Origin of the sequence: Marinimicrobium sp. C2-29 (assembly GCF_038419845.1) — a bacterium.
Classification (GTDB): Bacteria; Pseudomonadota; Gammaproteobacteria; order Pseudomonadales; family Cellvibrionaceae; genus Marinimicrobium.
On sequence record NZ_JBCAQT010000001.1, the window covers coordinates 378,766 to 398,837 of the forward strand.

At 60.4% G+C, this 20,072-nt stretch carries 17 protein-coding genes; 16 read left to right on the forward strand and 1 reads right to left on the reverse strand.

The features are described 5' to 3' along the window. Nucleotides 1-10: 10 nt before the first annotated feature. Nucleotides 11-1,195, reverse strand: coding sequence for a mannonate dehydratase (gene uxuA / locus AAE484_RS01745; RefSeq protein ID WP_341936596.1), 1,185 nt, complete (start codon nucleotides 1,193-1,195; stop codon nucleotides 11-13). Between the two features lie 304 nt (nucleotides 1,196-1,499). Here uxuA and rpsB point away from each other — a divergent pair, with 304 nt between their 5' ends. The 16 genes from rpsB (at nucleotide 1,500) to dnaE (ending at nucleotide 20,004) form a co-directional block, all read left to right on the forward strand. Further along, the gene (gene rpsB / locus AAE484_RS01750; RefSeq protein WP_341936597.1) at nucleotides 1,500-2,243 is read left to right on the forward strand and encodes a 30S ribosomal protein S2; all 744 of its coding nucleotides are present in this window, start codon (nucleotides 1,500-1,502) and stop codon (nucleotides 2,241-2,243) included. Nucleotides 2,244-2,340: 97 nt separating this feature from the next. Further along, complete coding sequence (gene tsf, locus AAE484_RS01755; RefSeq protein WP_341936598.1) at nucleotides 2,341-3,213, forward strand: translation elongation factor Ts; 873 nt, start codon at nucleotides 2,341-2,343, stop codon at nucleotides 3,211-3,213. 85 nt (nucleotides 3,214-3,298) lie between these two features. After that, the gene (gene pyrH, locus AAE484_RS01760; RefSeq protein ID WP_341936599.1) at nucleotides 3,299-4,042 is read left to right on the forward strand and encodes a UMP kinase; all 744 of its coding nucleotides are present in this window, start codon (nucleotides 3,299-3,301) and stop codon (nucleotides 4,040-4,042) included. Further along, nucleotides 4,032-4,589, forward strand: coding sequence for a ribosome recycling factor (gene frr, locus AAE484_RS01765; RefSeq protein WP_341936600.1), 558 nt, complete (start codon nucleotides 4,032-4,034; stop codon nucleotides 4,587-4,589). The genes pyrH and frr overlap by 11 nt, the downstream gene beginning before the upstream one ends. Nucleotides 4,590-4,653: 64 nt before the next feature. Further along, the gene (gene uppS / locus AAE484_RS01770) at nucleotides 4,654-5,403 is read left to right on the forward strand and encodes a polyprenyl diphosphate synthase (RefSeq protein WP_341936601.1); all 750 of its coding nucleotides are present in this window, start codon (nucleotides 4,654-4,656) and stop codon (nucleotides 5,401-5,403) included. Beyond that, entirely contained in the window at nucleotides 5,396-6,262 is an 867-nt protein-coding gene (locus AAE484_RS01775; protein ID WP_341936602.1) for a phosphatidate cytidylyltransferase, read from the forward strand. The genes uppS and AAE484_RS01775 overlap by 8 nt, the downstream gene beginning before the upstream one ends. 7 nt (nucleotides 6,263-6,269) lie before the next feature. Then, nucleotides 6,270-7,457: a 1-deoxy-D-xylulose-5-phosphate reductoisomerase gene (gene ispC, locus AAE484_RS01780; protein ID WP_341936603.1), complete on the forward strand. Its 1,188-nt coding sequence runs from the start codon at nucleotides 6,270-6,272 to the stop codon at nucleotides 7,455-7,457. A gap of 10 nt (nucleotides 7,458-7,467) precedes the next feature. Beyond that, nucleotides 7,468-8,820, forward strand: a complete 1,353-nt coding sequence (gene rseP, locus AAE484_RS01785; RefSeq protein WP_341936604.1) for a sigma E protease regulator RseP — start codon at nucleotides 7,468-7,470, stop codon at nucleotides 8,818-8,820. A gap of 122 nt (nucleotides 8,821-8,942) precedes the next feature. Then, nucleotides 8,943-11,579 carry an outer membrane protein assembly factor BamA gene (gene bamA, locus AAE484_RS01790; protein WP_341936605.1) on the forward strand — a complete coding sequence of 879 codons (2,637 nt, stop codon included), beginning with the start codon at nucleotides 8,943-8,945 and terminating at the stop codon, nucleotides 11,577-11,579. A gap of 114 nt (nucleotides 11,580-11,693) precedes the next feature. After that, the gene (locus AAE484_RS01795) at nucleotides 11,694-12,221 is read left to right on the forward strand and encodes an OmpH family outer membrane protein (RefSeq protein WP_341936606.1); all 528 of its coding nucleotides are present in this window, start codon (nucleotides 11,694-11,696) and stop codon (nucleotides 12,219-12,221) included. Nucleotides 12,222-12,236: 15 nt separating this feature from the next. Then, a complete protein-coding gene (lpxD, locus tag AAE484_RS01800) occupies nucleotides 12,237-13,259 on the forward strand; it encodes a UDP-3-O-(3-hydroxymyristoyl)glucosamine N-acyltransferase (protein ID WP_341936607.1) in 1,023 nt (340 codons plus the stop codon). Between the two features lie 112 nt (nucleotides 13,260-13,371). Continuing rightward, nucleotides 13,372-13,809 (forward strand): 3-hydroxyacyl-ACP dehydratase FabZ, encoded by a 438-nt coding sequence (fabZ, locus tag AAE484_RS01805; RefSeq protein ID WP_341936608.1) that lies wholly within the window; start codon nucleotides 13,372-13,374, stop codon nucleotides 13,807-13,809. A gap of 82 nt (nucleotides 13,810-13,891) precedes the next feature. After that, nucleotides 13,892-14,662: an acyl-ACP--UDP-N-acetylglucosamine O-acyltransferase gene (lpxA, locus tag AAE484_RS01810; protein WP_341936609.1), complete on the forward strand. Its 771-nt coding sequence runs from the start codon at nucleotides 13,892-13,894 to the stop codon at nucleotides 14,660-14,662. A gap of 8 nt (nucleotides 14,663-14,670) precedes the next feature. After that, the gene (gene lpxB, locus AAE484_RS01815; RefSeq protein ID WP_341936610.1) at nucleotides 14,671-15,849 is read left to right on the forward strand and encodes a lipid-A-disaccharide synthase; all 1,179 of its coding nucleotides are present in this window, start codon (nucleotides 14,671-14,673) and stop codon (nucleotides 15,847-15,849) included. Then, the gene (gene rnhB, locus AAE484_RS01820; RefSeq protein ID WP_341936611.1) at nucleotides 15,846-16,466 is read left to right on the forward strand and encodes a ribonuclease HII; all 621 of its coding nucleotides are present in this window, start codon (nucleotides 15,846-15,848) and stop codon (nucleotides 16,464-16,466) included. The genes lpxB and rnhB overlap by 4 nt, the downstream gene beginning before the upstream one ends. Nucleotides 16,467-16,503: 37 nt before the next feature. Continuing rightward, nucleotides 16,504-20,004, forward strand: coding sequence for a DNA polymerase III subunit alpha (dnaE, locus tag AAE484_RS01825; RefSeq protein ID WP_341936612.1), 3,501 nt, complete (start codon nucleotides 16,504-16,506; stop codon nucleotides 20,002-20,004). The last annotated feature ends 68 nt before the right edge of the window (nucleotides 20,005-20,072 follow it).

Genomic DNA, 20,072 nt, shown 5'->3' on the forward strand with positions numbered 1-20,072 from the left:
CCCCGGCCGGCTAGTGGGGCTGCAACTGCTCCAGGGTATGGATCACGCCGCGCAGCTCGGCCAGACCTTTCAGGCGACCGCCGTAGGAGTAGCCCGGGTTGATGCCCGGCCGGCCGATCTCGTCGGCCATCAGGTGGCCATGGTCCGGGCGCATGGGCATGGCCGGCAACGGGGAATTTGCTGCCTGGCGACGGCGTTCCTCTTCCAGCAGCGCCTGAATGACGCCTACCATGTCGTTGTCCCCACCCAGGTGGTCGGCCTCGAAGAAAGAGCCGTCCGCCTCGCGGGTGATGTTGCGCAAATGCACAAAGTAGATGCGGGGGCCAAACTCCCGGGCCATGGCCACCAGGTCGTTGTCCGCCCGGACGCCGTAGGAGCCGACGCAGAGGGTCAGGCCATTGGCCTTGCTCGGCACCGCCTCAAGCAGCGCGCGGGCATCCGCCGCCGTGGACAGTACCCGCGGCAGGCCAAAGAGGGAGAAGGGCGGGTCGTCGGGGTGGATGCACAGGCGGACCCCCACCTCTTCGGCGGTGGGAACCACATCGCGCAGGAAGCTGAAGAGGTTGGCGCGCATTGCCTCCTCCCCGAGACGGATGAACTGATCGATGGCGGCGCGGATGCCCTCCCGGTCATAGGAGCCCTCGCCGCCGGGCAGGCCGGCAATGACGTTCTTCTCCAGTTGGAGCTGTTCCTCGCCGGACATCTGGGCGAAACGCCGGGCGGCGCGCTCGCGGATATCGGCCGGGTAATCCCGCTCGGCGCCGGTCCGGGCCAGGATATGGATGTCGTAGGAGGCAAAGTCGGTCATCTCGAAGCGCAGGGCCTGGCTGCCGTTGGGCAGGGTGTAGCTCAGGTTGGTGCGGGTCCAGTCCACGACCGGCATGAAGTTGTAACAGACGTCGTGAATGCCGGCCTCGGCCAGGTGGCGCAGCGTGGCACGGTAGTTGTCGATGTGCCGGCGGTAGTCGCCGCTGCGGGTCTTGATGTCGTTGTGCAGGGGCACGCTCTCCACCACGGACCACTCCAGCCCCCGGGCCTCAATGGTCGCCTTGCGCTCCAGAATATCGGCCAGAGGCCAGGTTTCACCGGTGGGTATCTGGTGCAGGGCGGTCACCACGCCGGTGGCGCCTGCCTGGGCAATGTGATCGAGGGTGACAGTGTCCTGAGGGCCGAACCAGCGCCAGGTTTCTTTCATAAGCTTAGGGGTCCAAATAGTTGTTGAGAGTGGGAGTCAATATGACTATTAGGCCTCAGTTTCCAGTATCCCGCAATAGCGTTTCAGCTTTCACTGTATCGCAAATTATGGTATAAAGCGCGCCTCCGCGGCGGGTCTTGGCCCAATTTCTGGTCCCCGACGCGGGGTGCAGCCCCTCCGGGGGCGGCAAAAAACCGAAACCATGAACGTCACACATATACCGTCACGTCTGGCCTGGGTGCCCATCTTAGAATTGGGTTGGTCGGCGGGGTGTATGGAGGCCTAACCCGATAGGAATGACACAATGCCTACAGTAAGCATGCGCGATATGTTGCAAGCTGGTGCCCACTTTGGCCACCAGACCCGCTATTGGAACCCCAAGATGAACCGCTTCATCTTTGGCGCCCGCAACAAGATTCACATCATCAACCTTGAGCAGACCGTTCCCGCTTTCCACGAAGCGATGGACCTGGTCAAGAAGATGGCGTCCCAGAAGAAGAAAATCCTGTTTGTCGGCACCAAGCGCGCCGCACAGAAAACCATCAAAGAACAGGCCGAACGTGCCGGCATGCCCTATGTCTGCAACCGCTGGCTCGGTGGCATGCTCACCAACTACAAGACCATCCGTGCCTCCATCCGTCGCTATCGCGATCTGGAAGCCCAGAGCCAGGACGGCACCTTCGATAAGTTGACCAAGCGCGAAGCGCTGTCACGCACCCGCGACATGGACAAGCTGGAGCGCTCCATCGGTGGTATCAAGGACATGAGCGGCCTGCCGGATGCGCTGTTCATCATCGACGTGGACCACGAGGGCATCGCCGTTCAGGAAGCCAAGAAGCTGGGCATTCCGATTGTCGGCGTGGTCGACAGTAACAGCAACCCGGACGACATCGATTATGTGATCCCGGGCAACGATGACGCCATCCGCGCCATCAAGCTGTACGTGACCGCCATGGCCGACGCCTGCATCGAAGGCGCCAAAGAAGCGCAGGCTGCGCCCAATAAAGACGAGTACGTGCCCGCCGAAGGCGAGGCCTCTGCCGAGTAACCCCGTTTCTCGGTTGGCAAGACAGAAAGGGGGCAGGCCAGACGGCGGCCCCCTTTTTTCGAATTCAGAACAGACCCGTATTCAAGAGGATAGCAACATGGCAGGTATTTCTGCATCAATGGTAAAAGAGCTGCGCGAGCGCACCGGACTGGGCATGATGGAGTGCAAAAAAGCACTGGGCGAAGCCGATGGCGACGTGGAAATCGCAATTGAAAATCTGCGTAAGGCCAGTGGCCTGAAAGCGGCCAAAAAGGCCGGCCGTACCGCCGCCGATGGCGTGGTAGCGATCAAGGTTGCCGACGACAACAGCTACGCCGCTGTGGTTGAAGTGAATAGCGAGACCGACTTCGCCGCGCGGGACGAGGGTTTCACCGCCTTTGTCAACAAAATCCTGGACAAGGCGTTTGCCGACAAGCAGGCGGATGTGACCGCTCTGATGAGTGGTGAGCTGGAAGCGGACCGCGAAGCGCTGGTTCAGAAGATTGGCGAGAACATCACCGCCCGTCGTGTGGCGATTCTCGAAGGTGGCGTGATTGATGGCTACGTTCACTCCAACAACCGTATTGCGGTCTTGACCCAGCTTGAAGGCGGCGACGCCGAGCTGGCTCGGGATATCGCCATGCACGTGGCAGCGGTGAACCCCCAGGTGATCAAGCCTGAAGACATGCCCACTGAAATCGTGGACAAAGAGAAGGAAATCATCAAGGCGCAGCCGGATATGGAAGGCAAGCCGGCTGAAATCGTCGAGAAGATGATGATGGGGCGGATTAACAAGTTCCTCAAAGAGGGCAGCCTGATAGAGCAGCCGTTTGTGAAAGACCCCGAAATGAAGGTCGGCAAACTGCTTTCCAACGCCGGTGCCAGCATCCAGAGCTTTGTGCGCTTTGAAGTGGGTGACGGTATCGAGAAGGAGTCAGTGGACTTTGCCGACGAAGTAGCGGCTCAGGTCAAGGCTTCTTCCAAAGGCTAAGCTCCGCACTCAATGGCAGGCGCAGCGGAGACAATCCGCTGCGCCACTCTCAACCCAATTGTGAGCACTCATGCGGAGACCCATTATGCCTAGCGCACGCGACAAGAAGTACAAGCGAATTCTGTTAAAGCTCAGCGGCGAAGAGCTGATGGGCACTGAGGGCTTTGGGATTGACCCCAAGGTACTCGATAAAATGGCGCTGGAAATCGGCCAGCTGGTCGGTATCGGCGTTCAGGTAGGCCTGGTCGTGGGTGGTGGCAACCTGTTTCGGGGCGCAGCGCTCAGCACGGCGGGTCTGAATCGGGTCACCGGCGACCACATGGGCATGTTGGCCACGGTCATGAATGCGCTTGCGCTGCGCGACGCTCTGGAGCGCTCCAATATTTCCTCCCGTGTCATGTCGGCCATTCCCATGAGCGGTATTGTCGAGCACTACGACAACCGTCAGGCCAACCGGGCCCTGATGGGTGGAGAGGTGGTCATTTTCTCGGCCGGCACCGGCAATCCCTTTTTCACGACGGATTCGGCCGCCTGTTTACGGGCGATCGAAGTCGGCGCTGATATCGTACTCAAAGCGACCAAGGTCGACGGTGTTTACACGGCGGATCCGATGAAAGATCCGACCGCGACCAAGTACGATCGCTTGACTTATGATCAGGTGTTGCAGGATCAGTTGGGCGTAATGGATTTGACCGCGATCTGTCTTTGTCGCGAACATGATATGCCAGTGCGTGTTTTTCGTATGAACAAAACGGGCGCTCTGCTCAATATCGTTGTCGGTAGCAACGAGGGCACCCTGATCGAAGAGGGTAACAACCATGCTGAATGACTTGAAAAAAGATGCCGATAGCCGCATGAGCAAAGCGGTGGACGCCATGAGCAACAACTTCAACAAGATCCGTACCGGACGGGCTCATCCGAGCATTCTGGATGGTATCCAGGTGTCCTACTACGGCGCGGATACGCCGCTCAGCCAGCTGGCGAACATCGGCGTGGAAGATTCGCGCACTCTGACCATCAGCCCCTGGGAAAAGCAGCTGGTGCCGGAAATTGAAAAGGCGATCATGAAATCCGACCTGGGGCTCAATCCGTCCACCAATGGTGGCCTGATCCGCATCCCCATGCCGGCCCTGACCGAAGAAACCCGCAAAAACTACATCAAGCAGGCGCGCGCCGAAGCCGAGCATGGTCGTGTGGCGATTCGCAACGTGCGGCGCGATGTCATGTCGGATATCAAGGCGCTGCTCAAAGAAAAGGAAATCAGTGAAGACGAAGAGCACCGCGCTCAGGATGAAATCCAGAAAATCACGGACAAGTACATCGCTCAGATTGATAAAGCCCTGACGGCCAAGGAAGCCGATTTGATGGAAATATAAACCCCGGGGCCGCGCACTGGCGCGGCCACCGTCGGCCCGCGCGGTCACAAACCAGGAGTTTTTTGTGAGCAGTAATTCCCTGCGCCATATCGCCATCATCATGGACGGCAACAACCGCTGGGCGAAGCAGCGGGGCATGTCCGGAGTGGCGGGTCACAAAGCTGGCGCTGAACGTATCCGCGACATGATGACCGCCTGTCAGGAACTCAAGGTTGAGGTGCTGACATTGTTCGCCTTCAGCAGCGAGAACTGGAAGCGTCCCACCAAAGAGGTGGAAGCGCTCCTGTCCCTGTTCCAGTGGTACCTGAAGCAGGAGGCCAAAGAGCTGCGCAAGAAAAATGTCCGGTTGCGCGTGGTCGGCAATCGCTCACGCTTCAGCGCGTCATTGCAGAAGGCCATTACTCAGGCCGAGGAGCTGACCCGCGATGGCGACACCACTCTGGTGATCGCCGCCGACTACGGCGGCCGCTGGGATATCGCCAATGCCGCGCGCGTGTTGGCCGAGCAGGTGGCCGCCGGAACGCTGAGCCCCTCCGATATTGATGAGACCCGTCTGCACGAGCATACCAGCCTGGCCGAATTGCCCGCGCCGGACCTTCTGATTCGCACCGGCGGGGAGCTTCGCATCAGTAACTTCCTGCTCTGGCAGTTTGCGTACACCGAGCTGTATTTCACTCAGACTCTCTGGCCGGACTTTGGCAAAGACGACCTGGTGCTTGCGGCCGAAGACTTCTGGCAGCGTCAGCGTCGCTTCGGTCTGACCGGTGAGCAGGTGAGTCGGTCCAGGCGCTCCGAGGGGGTTGGCCATGCTTAAACAACGGGTGGTCACCGCCATCGTGCTCGCCTCGGTCTTTCTCGCGGCGCTGATATTTTTGCCGGTACCGCTGTTTTCCGCCTTCGCGGCCACCATCACGCTGATTGGCGCCTGGGAGTGGTCCAACCTCGCCGGCCTGAGCCGCCGTTGGCAGCGGGCGCTCTGCGTCCTGCTGAGCGCTGCGGTTATCGGGCTGGCCGCCGTCTACCTCGATCTTGGTGCTCTTGCTCACGGCGATGCTCTGGCGCCCGGGTTGAACCCCGAGCAAGTGCTGGGGTTCCGCAACCTGCTGGTGGCCGGTTGTCTGTGGTGGGCGCTGGCCCTGTTGTGGGTTCAGGGTTACCCGCAGAGTGCGCTGCTCTGGCAGAGCGTCTGGATGCGCGCCCTGATGGGACTTCTGGTTCTGGTTCCCGCCTGGGTGGGCTTGACCTACCTGCGGGTGCTACAGGACGGTCAATGGCTGCTGGTGCTGCTGGTCGCCGTGGTGGCCTGCGCCGACATCGGCGGCTTTTTTACCGGTCGGCGTTGGGGCAAGCGCAAGCTCGCAGCCAGTGTGAGTCCGGGTAAAACCTGGGAGGGCTTCGCTGGCGGCGTGGCGGCCAATATTTTGTTGGCCATTGTGATCGGCCTGGTGGGCCCGGCCAGCATCGGCTTCTGGTTACTCATTATCATCCCGACCAGCCTGGTCTCGGTGCTCGGCGATCTGCTCGAGAGCATGGTCAAGCGCCAGCGCGGGGTCAAGGACAGCAGCGCGCTCCTGCCGGGGCATGGCGGTGTGCTGGACCGGGTGGACAGTCTGACGTCGGCGGCGCCGGTGTTTGCTCTGGCGCTGTTGGCCGGTGGTTGGCCCCTTGGTTGAGGTGCGTATGCAGTCGGTCACCATCCTCGGGGCTTCGGGCTCGATCGGCGAAAGCACGCTCGATGTGCTCGGCCGCCACCCCGATCGCTATCGGGTCTATGCGCTCACCGCCCACAGTCGGTGGCAACCGCTGGCGCAGGCCTGCCTGACACATCGCCCACGCTATGCCGTGGTGGGAGAAGCCGGAGCGGCGGAGGCGCTGACTGACTGGTTGGCCCGGAACGGCTGTGATACTCAGGTGCTGTGTGGGCCCGAGGCTCTGGCCCAGGTCGCCTCGGCGCCCGAGGTGGACACCGTGATGGCCGCCATTGTCGGAGCGGCGGGGCTGCTCCCGACGCTGGCGGCGGTCAGGGCGGGCAAGAAAGTACTGCTGGCCAATAAAGAGGCGCTGGTCATGGCCGGCGCCCTGTTCACCCGGGCGGTCACCGAACACAAGGCCACCGTGCTTCCGATTGATAGCGAGCACAACGCCATTTTCCAGTGCCTGCCAGGCCACCCGCGCGACAGCCTGGTCAATGGCCTGGCGGGCAGTGGCGTCAGGCGGATTCTGTTGACCGCCTCGGGCGGGCCTTTTCGCAACAGCTCCCCGGAAGAGCTGGCCCGCGTGACGCCGGAGCAGGCCTGCGCTCATCCGAACTGGAGCATGGGTCAGAAAATCTCGGTCGATTCCGCCACGATGATGAACAAGGGGCTGGAGCTGATTGAAGCCTGCTGGCTGTTCAACGCCCGGCCGGAACAGATTGAGGTGGTGGTTCATCCCCAGAGCGTCATTCACTCCATGGTGGAATACGCCGACGGTTCGGTCCTGGCCCAACTGGGTAACCCGGACATGCGCACGCCCATTGCTCACGCCCTGGCGTGGCCGGAGCGCATCGCCTCGGGGGTCGCCAGTCTGGACATCATTGCCACGGCCCGACTGGATTTCTGCCAACCCGACAGCGACCGCTTTCCCTGTCTGCGTCTGGCGGCCGAAGCGGCCCGCCGGGGTGGGACCGCACCGGCGATGCTGAACGCGGCCAACGAAGTGGCGGTGGCTGCGTTTCTTGAGCGCCGCCTGGCTTTTACTGACATCCCGAGAGTGATCGAGGCCGTAATGACTCAGCTGGAAGTGGCTGAACCGGTCAGCCTCGATGTTGTCCAAAGCGCGGACTCACAGGCCCGTGCTCTGGCTCAGTCCCTCGTCGAATCCCTCTGAGAGGTAACTAGTGGCATTAGTTCAGACAATCATCTGGTTCCTGGTCGCCCTGGCGATACTGGTTTCCGTGCACGAGTTTGGTCATTTTTACGTGGCGCGGCGTTGCGGCGTCAAAGTGCTGCGTTTTTCCATCGGGTTTGGCAAGATCCTGTTTCGCTGGCATGACCGGCAGGGCACCGAGTACGCCATTGCAGCGGTGCCCCTGGGCGGCTACGTCAAAATGCTGGACGAGCGCGAGGGTGAGGTGCCCGAAGACGAAAAACATCGGGCCTTCAACCGCAAAAATGTCTGGCAGCGCATTGCGGTGGTGGCCGCCGGACCGATCGCGAACTTTATTCTGGCGGTGCTGCTGTTCTGGGCGCTGATGCTGCCGGGCGTCCGGGGGGCGATTCCGATCATCGGCTCTGTTGAACCGGATTCGGTGGCCGCCAGTGCCGGGCTGGAAGCGGGGCAGGAAATCCTGTCCGTGGATGGCGCCGAGACTCCCACCTGGCAGGCACTGCATCAGCAGCTGCTCAAGCGCCTGGGCGAGAGTGGAACCATCAGTTTTCGGGTCAAGTATCCGGATTCGAGCCTGCAGTATCTGTCCGAGGCGCAGCTGGATGGCTGGTTGCGTGGTGTGGAAGAGCCCGACCCGGTGGCGGGGCTGGGGCTGACACTGGATATCCCCACCAACGAGGCGCTGGTGGGCCAGGTCTTGCCGGACACGCCCGCTGAGCGCGCCGGGCTGCGCACCGGAGACCGGGTGGTCTCGGCCGACGGCGAGCCCATTGAGGACTGGAATGCCTGGGTTGAATATGTCAGAGCCCGGCCCGGTGAGGAAATTTCGCTCACCGTGGAACGCGATGGCGCTGAAGAGAGTCTACAGCTGACACCGGAACGGGTGGAGGAGCAAGGAGAGACCTTCGGTCGGGTGGGGGTTGCTCCCCAGCCACAACCCTGGCCCGAAGACCGCGTACGAGTGTATGAGTACGGCCCGGTTGGATCCTTTGTGGCCGGTGTGGACCGGACCTGGGAGACGGCCGGCTTTGTTCTGCTCTCCGTCAAGAAACTGCTGGTGGGAGAAATCTCGACGAAAAACTTGAGTGGCCCTATCACCATTGCTAAGGTGGCGGGCTCCTCGGCCGAGAGTGGCTGGAAGAGCTTCGTCGGGTTTGTGGCTCTGCTGAGCATTTTTCTCGGTGTCTTCAATTTGCTGCCGATTCCCGTGCTGGACGGAGGGCACCTGCTCTATTACTTCATCGAAGTGGTCAAGGGCAGCCCGGTCTCGGATAGAGTCCAGCAGGTGGGGTTCCAGATTGGACTTTTTGTTGTCGTGGGTCTGATGGCGTTGGCGCTGTATAATGATGTCATGCGGCTTTAGTGCGAGGCGTCATCGCGATGCCTCCTTCAGTCGAAGACACAGGCCTGAAAATCTGGTGGCGAACGTTGCCGCCTCTGAATACCAATGATCAAAACAGAACTGATTCTATGAGACGAGTTTGGATGCGAGTTGTTAGCCTGTTTGCCCTGTTGTTGTTGTCGGCAACGCTCCAGGCGCAAAGTTTTCAAATCAGTGACATTCGGGTTGAAGGCCTGCAGCGGGTATCGGCCGGCTCGGTATTCAGCGCTCTGCCGCTGAGGGTGGGGGATCAGGTCAGCGCTGAAGATATTCAGACGGCCACCCGGGCACTGTTCAAAGTGGGCTACTTTTCCGATGTGGCCATGGGCCGCGACGGCGATGTCCTGGTGGTCAGAGTGGAAGAGCGACCCGCCATCAATGAAATTGAAATTGAAGGCAACAAAGTCATCAAGACCGAAGACCTGATGACCAGCCTGAGGGACAATGATCTTTTCGAGGGCCAGATTTTTCAGCGCGCCACACTTGAAGGGATCAGTCAGTCGCTCGAGCGGGAGTACATCGGTCAGGGCCGCTACGGCGCCTCGGTCGATATTGAAATTGAAGATCTGCCGCGCAACCAGGTCAAAGTGCTGATCAACGTCAATGAAGGCAAGCCGGCTCGCATCAAGGGCATCAACATCGTCGGCAATGAAATCTATGACGATGAGACCCTGGTGGATCTGTTCGAGCTCCAGTCTTCCGGTCTGTTCTCCTTTATCAGCGGTAACGACAAATACTCCCGGGAGAAGCTGTCCGGGGATATCGAAACCCTGGAATCCTATTACCTGGACCGCGGTTATCTCGATTTCAACATCGACTCCACCCAGGTTGCGTTAAGCCCCGATAAATCCAAAATCTACATTACGCTCAACGTGACCGAGGGTGACATCTATACCGTGAGCGACGTCGAGCTCGCCGGTGACCTCAAATTGCCGGAAAGTCTGATCCGGCGCATGATCATGGTGAAAGAGGGGGAGGACTTCTCGCAGGTTCTCATGACCACCTCATCGGATTACATTACCCAGCGTCTGGGCAACGACGGCTATACTTTTGCCGAGGTGGAGGGGATACCCGAGAAGAACGACGAGGACAACACCGTCAAGGTGACCTTCTTTGTCGATCCCGGTCAGCGCGCTTATGTCCGCCGTATCAATTTCAACGGCAACACCAAAACCATTGATGAAGTCTTGCGCCGGGAGATGCGCCAGATGGAAGGTGGGGCGGCCTCAACGTCCCAGATTGAGCACTCGAAGGTCCGTCTGGACCGGCTCGGATTCTTTAAAACGGTCGAAGTCGAAACCGAAGAAGTGCCCGGCACCAGTGACCAGGTGGATGTGGAGTACACGGTCGAGGAGTCACCCTCGGGTAGCATGGGGCTGCAGATCGGCTACGCCGAATACTCGGGCCTGTTGCTGTCGGCCAACATCCAGCAGAACAACTGGTTTGGCACGGGCAAGCAGGTCGGTTTCTCATTGAGCAACAGCCGTTTCCGCACCTCCTACAACTTCAGTTACAACGACCCCTACTTTACCCGCGACGGTGTCAGTCGGGGTGTGAACCTGTATTACACCAAAAGCAATTTCGCCAATATCAACGTGGCGGGTTACAGCACGGATACTTATGGTGCCAAGCTGAATTTCGGTTATCCGATTTCGGAGATCGAGCGCATCGGCTTCAGCGTTGAAGCGCGGGATCTGACAGTCAAGCCCAGCTCGGCCTCGCCCCAGGAAATCATCCGCAGCCCCCGGTTGCCCCCCAATGCTCAGTATATCCGTCAGTCCGACTTCGATGAGATAGTGGATTTGATCAATGAGGGGAGGGACTTTCCCGAGGGTCTGAACAACCAGACGGTGACCGAAGAGGTTCTGGGAGAACCGGGTTATCTGGATATCAACGGTACCGAATACCAGGACGTATTGGTCGGGTTCAACTACGGCAAGTCGACACTGAACCGGGGTATGCTTGCCACTCGCGGTTCATCCCAGCGGCTGTCCCTGGAAGTGGCTTTGCCCGGCGGTGATCTGGAGTATTACAAGCTCCAGCACGAAGCGGAAGCCTACAAGCCACTGACCCGGCATCTGACTCTGAAGTTGCGCTCACACCTGGGCTATGCCGATGGCTATGGCGACAGCGGTGAGTTGCCCTTCTTTGAGAACTTTTACGCGGGTGGTTTCGGTTCCGTACGCGGGTTTGAGCGCAACAGTCTCGGGCCGCGCACCACACCGCCGCAAACCGGATTCCAGTACCCCTATGCCTGGAATGACGCCAACGGTGACGGGCAGGCCAGCGGCAACGAGTTGACCGAGGGCTATGTTCTGTGTGAAGACCCCTCTGACTTTGATACCAACCGGATCAAATGTAAGCCGGGTGAGCTGGTGGCCGAATACCGTATCCCGCAGGATCAGCTGCGCCGGCGCGACAGCCGCCGGGACGCCTTCGGTGGCAACATTCTGGTTCAGGGCGGCGCTGAAATACTGTTCCCGCTGCCGTTCATTGAGGACCAGCGCATGATGCAGAGCAGCTTCTTCGTCGAGGCGGGCAACGTGTTCAGCACCAACTGCCGGGAGGGACAGCGTAATTGTTATTCTCCCGACGTCGACCGGATCAGTGCCTCGGCCGGGTTCGGGTTGACCTGGATTACCGGTTTCGGCCCTCTGACGTTCGCGGTGGCTCGGCCCCTGAACGAAAACGAGGGAGATAAGGCGGAATTTTTCCAGTTTTCGTTGGGTGGGTCCTTCTAACACGGTATGATTGCACCTTATGCACAGCCTTTGTAGGGCCCGATCGCCGGCTGCCATGGTCATGGCTGTCGGCTGGCAGGTTCGTTATTCATTGAAATTGAGAGGAAAATAAAGATGAGTTTGAAAACTAAAAGTATCTCGCTTGGCTTGATGTTGTTGCTCGGAACAGCACTGGGTGCCCCCCTGGCCACAGCGCAGGACAAGATTGTCGTGCTCGACTTGCAGGCGGCGGTCCTCAGTACCGACGCGGCGCAGCAGCAGCTCCAGACCCTCGATCAGAACGAAGATTACGTTGAGCTGCGCTCGCGCTATGAAAATCTCACCGCCGAGCTGGAAGCTTTCCAGGAAGATGCCCAGAAGAACAGCATGACCTGGTCCGATGAGAAAAAGCAGGAGAAGCAGCAAGAAGCTCAACAGCTGCGCCAGCAGTACGAACGGACCGTCCAGACGCTCCAGGGCGAGCGGCAGCGGGTGATGCAGGCGGTCATGCAGCAGATGGGTGACAAAACCCAGCGGGTCGTCGCGCAGTTGATTGAGGCGGAAGAGATCGATCTGGTACTCAACAGTCAGGGCGCGATTCATGCCGCACCGGATTATGACATCACCGAAAAAGTGACCGAATTGCTGAACAAGGCCAACTAGTCGGAGGCCTTGAGCGTGTCCCGACGTTACACCCTGGCGGAATTGGCCGAGTACCTGGAGGCCGATTTCGCCGGAGATCCCGACTGTCCCCTGAGTGCGTTGGCGACACTGCAGAACGCACAGTCGGGGGATGTCAGCTTTATAGCCAACCCCGCTTACAAGAAGTTCCTGGCGACTACTCGGGCCTCGGCGGTGATCATCAGCCCCGAACTGGCATCGGAGTTTCCCGGGAACTGCTTGCTGACAGCGACCCCCTATCAGGCCTACGCTCGTCTTACCGCGCTCTTCGCCCGCCGTTCCACCCCATCGGGTGGCCGGCACGAAAGCGCCGTCATCGGAGCCGGATGCACCCTGGCGCCGGATGCGATTGTGGGGCCAAATGCGGTTCTCGGTAACGATGTGGTGATTGGCGCGGGGGCGGAGATCGGCCCGGGCGTCAGTATCGGCGACGGTTGCGTCATCGGAGCTGATTGCCGATTGGCGGCCGGTGTGGTTCTCTATCACGACGTGCGTCTGGGAGAGCGCTGTATCGTCCACAGTGGCGCGGTACTGGGGGCCGACGGGTTCGGGTTTGCGCCCCAGAAAGACGGTGGCTGGTTAAAAATCCATCAGCTCGGCGGCGTTGTCCTGGGCAACGATGTGGAAGTCGGTGCGGGCACCACCATTGACCGGGGTGCTCTGGACGATACGGTCATCGGCGATGGCGTAAAGATCGATAATCAGGTCCAGATCGCCCATAATGTGCGTATTGGCAAAAACTCGGCGATTGCGGGGCAGGCAGGGATTGCCGGGAGCACGACGCTGGGGCAGAATTGCACGATTGCCGGAGGCGTTGGCATCATCGGGCATCTGACGATTGCCGATAACGTGCATGTGACGGCCATGAGCCTGGTGACGCGCTCCATTGACAAGGCGGGCTCTTACTCATCGGGCACGCCCCTGTCTCCTTCGCGGGAATGGCGGCGCAACGCCGTGCGCTTTCGACAGCTCGACGGGCTGTTCAACCGGCTGAAACGGGCCGAAAAGCCCGAGAAATAGATCGGGTAGACACATCCGATCACCAGAGAATTTCAGGCATTACCCGTGTGGTGCCGTTGACTGAATAGCTACCGCAGACGTGGCTACTACCGAATACCCAGGGTCGTTGACTATGATGGATGTAAGAGAAATACGTGAATACCTGCCTCACCGCTATCCCTTTCTGCTGGTGGACCGAGTCACCGAGTTGGTCGAAGGTGAGTCAATCATTGCCTACAAGAACATTACCGGCAATGAGGAGGTATTCAACGGACACTTTCCGCAAAGCCCCATATTCCCGGGGGTCATGATCCTGGAGGCCATGGCTCAGGCTTCGGGTATTCTGGGCTTCAAAACCATGAACAAGAAGCCGGAAGACGGCTCAATCTACTTGTTCGCCGGTGTCGATCAGGTTCGTTTCAAGCGCCAGGTCATACCGGGCGACCGCCTGACCCTGGAATCCCGGGTGGTGTCGGTCAAGCGTGGTATCTGGAAATTCGAGTGCAAGGCGACGGTTGACGGCGCCCTGGCCGCGGCCGCCAATATTCTGTGTGCGGACCGCAAGGTATAAGCACGCGTCGTTGAGCGAACGGCTCGAGCTATCCTAAGTAACACTCAGCCGACGTGACACTCAGAATGTAGCGAGAGAAACTTTGATTCATTCCACTGCGATTATTCACCCGGATGCCCGTCTGGCCGCTGACGTGGAAGTGGGGCCCTGGACCATCATCGGTGCCGATGTCGAGATCGGTGAGGGTACCGTGGTGGCCTCTCATGTAGTGATCAAGGGGCCGACGCGGATCGGCCGACACAACCACATCTACCAGTTTTCATCGGTGGGGGAAGATACGCCCGACCTGAAATACAAAGGTGAACCCACCCGGCTGGTGATTGGCGATCACAATGTCATCCGCGAGGGTGTGACCATCCATCGCGGTACCGTCCAGGACCGCAGTGAGACCACCATCGGCAACCACAACCTTCTGATGGCCTACGTTCATATCGGGCACGACAGCGTGTTGGGCGATCACTGTATCCTGGTGAACAATACCGCGCTGGCGGGTCATGTTCACATTGGCGACTGGGCCATTCTCAGTGGCTTCACCCTGGTGCATCAGTATTGCCACCTGGGCGCCCACAGCTTTACCGGTATGGGGACGGCCATTGGCAAGGATCTACCCGCGTATGTGATGGCCAACGGCAATCCGGCGGCGGCCAAGAGCATCAATGCCGAGGGGCTCAAACGCCGCGGTTTTGAGAAAAGCGATATCGCGGTGATTCAGAAAGCCTACAAGATCCTCTACCGTCGCGGGCTGACTCTCGACGAAGCGCTGGCCCAGATGGAGCCGCTTCAGGCCGACTGCGCGGCGATGCAACCTTTGATTGAATCCATAAGAACCTCATCGCGCGGTATCGTTCGCTAGGAGCGCGTATGAACGCATCGACTCAGACGGGCAGCGTTCAGACCGGACGAATGCAGATTGGTATCGTCGCGGGCGAAGCCTCGGGCGATATCCTGGGCGCCGCGCTGATGCGGGCGCTGCGCCGCCACTACCCCAATTGTGAATTCTCCGGTATCGGCGGTCCCCGCATGTCGGCGCAGGGGTTCCACTCCTACTTTCCCATGGATCGGCTCTCGGTCATGGGATTTGTCGAGCCCCTCAAGCGCCTGCCAGAACTGTTGAAAATCCGCCGCTTTATCAAGGAGCATTTCACCGAACGGCCACCGGCGGTGTTCATCGGCATCGACTCACCGGACTTTACTCTGAACATCGAGCGCCACCTCAAAGCCTCGGGTGTGCCGACCGTGCACTATGTGAGTCCCTCGGTCTGGGCCTGGCGCCAGGGGCGGATTCACGGCATCGCCCGCAGCGTGGATCTGATGTTGACGCTCCTGCCGTTTGAAGCCGACTTTTATCGCCAGCACCAGGTGCCGGTGGAGTTTGTCGGCCATCACCTCGCCGACGAAATCCCGATCGAGGTAGACAGTAGCGACCCGCGCCACGAACTGGGGATTTCCGCCGAGGGGCCCCTGGTGGCGTTGTTGCCCGGCAGCCGGGGCGGGGAAGTGGAAAAGCTGGGCCCGTTGTTTCTACAGGCGGCCCGATTGTGCCGCGAGCAGCGCCCCAACATCCAGTTTGTGATCCCGGCGGCCAGCCCGGATCGTTACCGGCAGATCCACCATCAATTGGCCCAGTTTGTGGATCTGTCCGTTCACCTGGTACAGGGCCAGTCACAGAAGGTGATGGCGGCCGCCGATGTGGCCCTGATCTCCTCAGGCACCACGGCGCTGGAGGCGATGTTGCTCAAAACACCGATGGTGGTGGCCTATAAAATGGCCAGCCTGTCCTACGCCATTCTCTCCCGGCTGGTCAAAACCGAGCATGTGTCGCTGCCCAACCTCCTGGCCGGTCGCGCACTGGTACCCGAGCTGCTGCAGAAGGCGGCGACGCCCGAAGCGCTCAGCGCTGCGGTGCTGGAATACATCGACCATCCGGAGCAGACCGGAGAGTTGCTCGAGACCTTTACCGACATCCACCGGGAGCTGGCGCGCGATGCCAGCAACCGCGCCGCCGATGCCATCGCCGGATTGCTGGAGGCTCGAGCGTGAGCCGGGTGGCGCTGGGCCCGTTTGAATCCCGCTATCAGGGCCAATGGCTGGCGGGCGTGGATGAAGTGGGGCGGGGCCCATTGGCGGGGGATGTAGTCGCCGCCGCGGTGATTCTCAACCCGGCCGACCCCATCGAGGGGCTGAACGATTCCAAAAAGCTGACCGAAAAGCGCCGGGAAATTCTGTTTGACCAGATCCAGTTGCGGGCGCAGGCTTGGTGTATTGCCCGGGCGAGCGTGGCCGAAATCGATCGGATGAATATCCTGCAGGCCAGTCTGCTGGCCATGACCCGGGCGGTAGAGGGGCTCAAGCCCCAACCCGAGCATGTGCTGGTGGACGGCAACCGCCTTCCCAAATGGGCCTATGCGGCCGAAGCGGTGGTCAAGGGCGACAGCCGCCACCCGGCCATCAGCGCCGCCTCCATCCTGGCCAAGGTGGCGCGAGACCGCGAAATGGTGGCGCTCGAGGCGCAGTACCCCGGCTACGGCTTTGCCGGGCACAAGGGCTACCCCACAAAAACGCACCTGGCGGCGCTGGCCTCACTTGGGGTCACCCCGGTGCACCGCACTTCATTTGGCCCCGTGCGTGAACTACTCGCTCAAATCGAACTGTTTTGAGGTCTTGAGACATCCTATTTAGACAAACCGGTACATTATGACCACAAATTTTGTTCACTTAAGAGTCCACACCGAATTCTCCCTGGCCGACAGCCTGGTGCGGATCAAGCCGCTGGTCAAACGGGTGGCCGAGCTGGGTATGCCCGCCTGTGCGGTCACGGATCAGTGCAATTTCTACGGCCTGATCAAATACTACAAGGCCGCCCAGTCGGCGGGTCTCAAGCCCATTGCCGGCAGCGACTTTCTGGTCACCAACAGCGACCCGGAGGGCAAGCCCAATCTGATCACCCTCCTGGCCATGGATAATCGTGGCTACAAGAACATCATCGAGCTGATCTCCCGTGCCTGGCGCGAGGGACAGCAGCAGGGCGTGGCCTATATCCAGCGCGACTGGATCAGCCACTACAGCGAGGGGGTGATCGCGCTCTCGGGTGGCAAGTACGGGGATATTGGCGTCGCCCTGACCGCCGGGCGCAAACCCCAGTCGCGCGAGCTGCTGCAGGGCTGGATGGCCGATTTTCCCCAGCGCTTCTATCTCGAGCTGCAGCGCACCGGCCGGGAGAACGATGAGGACTATCTGCACCAGGCCGTGGAACTGGCGACCGAATGCCAGTGCCCGGTGGTGGCCACCAATGACGTGCGCTTTCTCGCTCAGGATGAGTTCGAGGCTCACGAGGCCCGGGTCTGCATCAGCGAAGGGCGGGCCCTGGACGACCCGCGGCGCGAGCGTCGCTACAGCGACCAGCAGTACCTGCGCTCCCCCGAGGAGATGGAGGCGCTTTTCAGCGATGTTCCCGAGGCGCTGCAGAACTCCGTGGAGATCGCCAAGCGCTGCAATCTGGATATTGAACTGGGCAAGTACTACCTGCCCGAGTACCCCATTCCAGAAGGCATGACTGAAAACCAGTTTTTCGAGAAAATCTCCTTCGACGGCCTCTACAAGCGGCTCGAGCGGATTCTGGACCCGGCCGCCGCCGACTATCAGGAGCGGGTCAAGACCTACGAGCAGCGGCTGCGCTTTGAGCTGGACATCATCATCCAGATGGGGTTCCCCGGTTACTTCCTGATCGTGATGGACTTCATCCAGTGGGCCAAGGATCACGATATTCCCGTAGGCCCCGGCCGGGGTTCGGGCGCCGGCTCTCTGGTGGCCTATTCGCTCGATATTACCGACCTGGACCCGCTGCAGTACGATCTGCTGTTCGAACGGTTCCTCAACCCCGAGCGGGTTTCCATGCCCGACTTTGACGTCGACTTCTGCATGGACAACCGCGACCGGGTGATTTCCTACGTGGCCGAGCGCTACGGGCGCGAGGCGGTGAGTCAGATCATCACCTTCGGCACCATGGCGGCCAAGGCGGTGGTGCGCGATGTGGCACGGGTGCTGGGCAAATCCTACGGCCTGGCCGACAAACTCTCCAAAATGATTCCGGCCACCCCCGGCATGACCCTGGAGGTGGCGCTTGAGCAGGAAGAGGTGCTGCGCGACTTCCTGCGTCAGGACGAAGAGGCCCAGGAAATCTGGGACATGGCCACCCAGCTCGAAGGCCTGGCGCGCAACGTGGGCAAACACGCCGGTGGCGTGGTCATTGCCCCCACCAAGCTCACCGACTTTGCCCCCCTGTACTGTGACGACGCCGGCGGCGGGCTGGTGACCCAGTACGACAAGAACGACGTGGAAGACGCGGGTCTGGTCAAGTTCGACTTTCTGGGTTTGCGAACGCTCACCATCATCGACTGGGCCAAGGCGATGATCGACCAGCATCGGGCCAAATCCGGCGAGCCGCCGCTGGATATTGCCGCCATCCCGCTGGATGACCCCGAAACCTTCGCCATGCTCAAGCGGGCCGAGACCACGGCCGTGTTCCAGCTCGAATCCCGGGGCATGAAAGACCTGATCAAACGCATGATTCCCGAGAGCTTCGAGGAAATGATCGCCCTGGTCGCGCTCTTCCGTCCCGGCCCGCTGGACTCCGGCATGGTGGATGACTTCATCAACCGCAAGCACGGCCGCGCCCAGGTGGCCTACCCGGATGCCAAGTATCAGCACCCGCGCCTTGAGCCGATCCTGAAACCCACCTACGGGGTGATCGTCTACCAGGAGCAGGTGATGCAGATCGCCCAGGTCCTGGCGGGCTACAGTCTGGGCGGCGCCGACATGCTGCGCCGGGCCATGGGCAAGAAAAAGCTCGAAGAGATGGAAAAGCAGCGGGAGGTGTTCGCCCAGGGCGCGAAAGAGCAGGGGATCGACCCGGATCTGGCGATGAAGATCTTCGATCTGGTGGAAAAGTTCGCCGGTTACGGTTTCAACAAATCCCACTCGGCCGCTTACGCCCTGGTCTCCTACCAGACCGCCTGGCTCAAGGCCCATTACCCGGCGCACTTCATGGCCGCCACCATGTCCTCGGACATGGACAAGACCGACAAGGTGGTGACCTTCATCGAAGAGTGCCGGCAGATGAAACTGCAGCTGCTGCCGCCGGATGTGAACACCGGCGAGTTCCAGTTCAGCGCCGATGAAGACGACAACATCATCTACGGCCTCGGCGCCATCAAGGGCCTGGGCGAGGGTCCGGTGGAGAGCATCATCGCCGCGCGCAAAGAGGGTCCCTTCAAGGACCTGTTTGATTTCTGCTCACGGGTGGACCCGCGCAAGGTGAACAAACGCGCGCTCGAGGCGCTGATCCGCTCCGGCGCCGCGGACAAGCTCGGGCCGGGTGTGGACATCGACTACGACCGGGCGGTGATGTTCGCCGCCATCAACGAAGCGGTGAAAACCGCCGAGCAGCAGGCCGCCAACCAGAGCGCGGGCATGGTCGACCTGTTCGGTGAAGTGATCCCCGGCGGCGACCCAGAGGGTGACGCCTACGGTGAGTTCCACAAGGTCCGAAGCTGGAGCATGAAAGAACGCCTGCACCACGAAAAGGAAACCCTGGGCCTCTACCTGACCGGCCACCCGATCGACGAATACGAAAGCGAGCTGAACCATCTGGTGAGTTCGCGGATCGCCCAGCTCAAGCCCGAGAAAAGCGCCCAGACCGTGGTCGGCCTGGTGGTGGCCATGCGGGTGATGAAAACCAAACGCGGCGACAGCATGGGGTTTGTGACCCTGGATGACCGCACCGGGCGAATCGAAGTGGCGGTATTCAGCGATGTGTTCAACGAGGCGCGCGAACTCCTGTTGAAAGACAGCCTGCTGGTAGTGACCGGACAGGTGAGCCACGACGACTACAGCGGTTCATTGAAAATGCGCGCAGACAATCTGCGCCTGTTATCCGATGTCCGTCAGGAACGCGCCCGGGAGCTGTGTCTGGCCCTGGAGGCCGGAGCGCTGTCGGCCAATTTTCCCCGTCAGTTGAGTGACCTGCTTGATCCGTACCGGGAAGGGCGCTGCCCGATTGTGATCGACTACACCCGTAATGGAGCGCGCGGCCAGGTACGCCTGGGCGCCTCCTGGCAGGTGCGTCCCGAAGACGACCTGCTGCAGCGTCTACGCGATACCTATGGTCCGGGCAGTGTGCACCTGGTTTACGCTTAAGTGATTTAAAAGATTAGAACCAGGCAGGCACAGTCACCAACCTCGTTGGTCACTCGTTCCACAGAGAA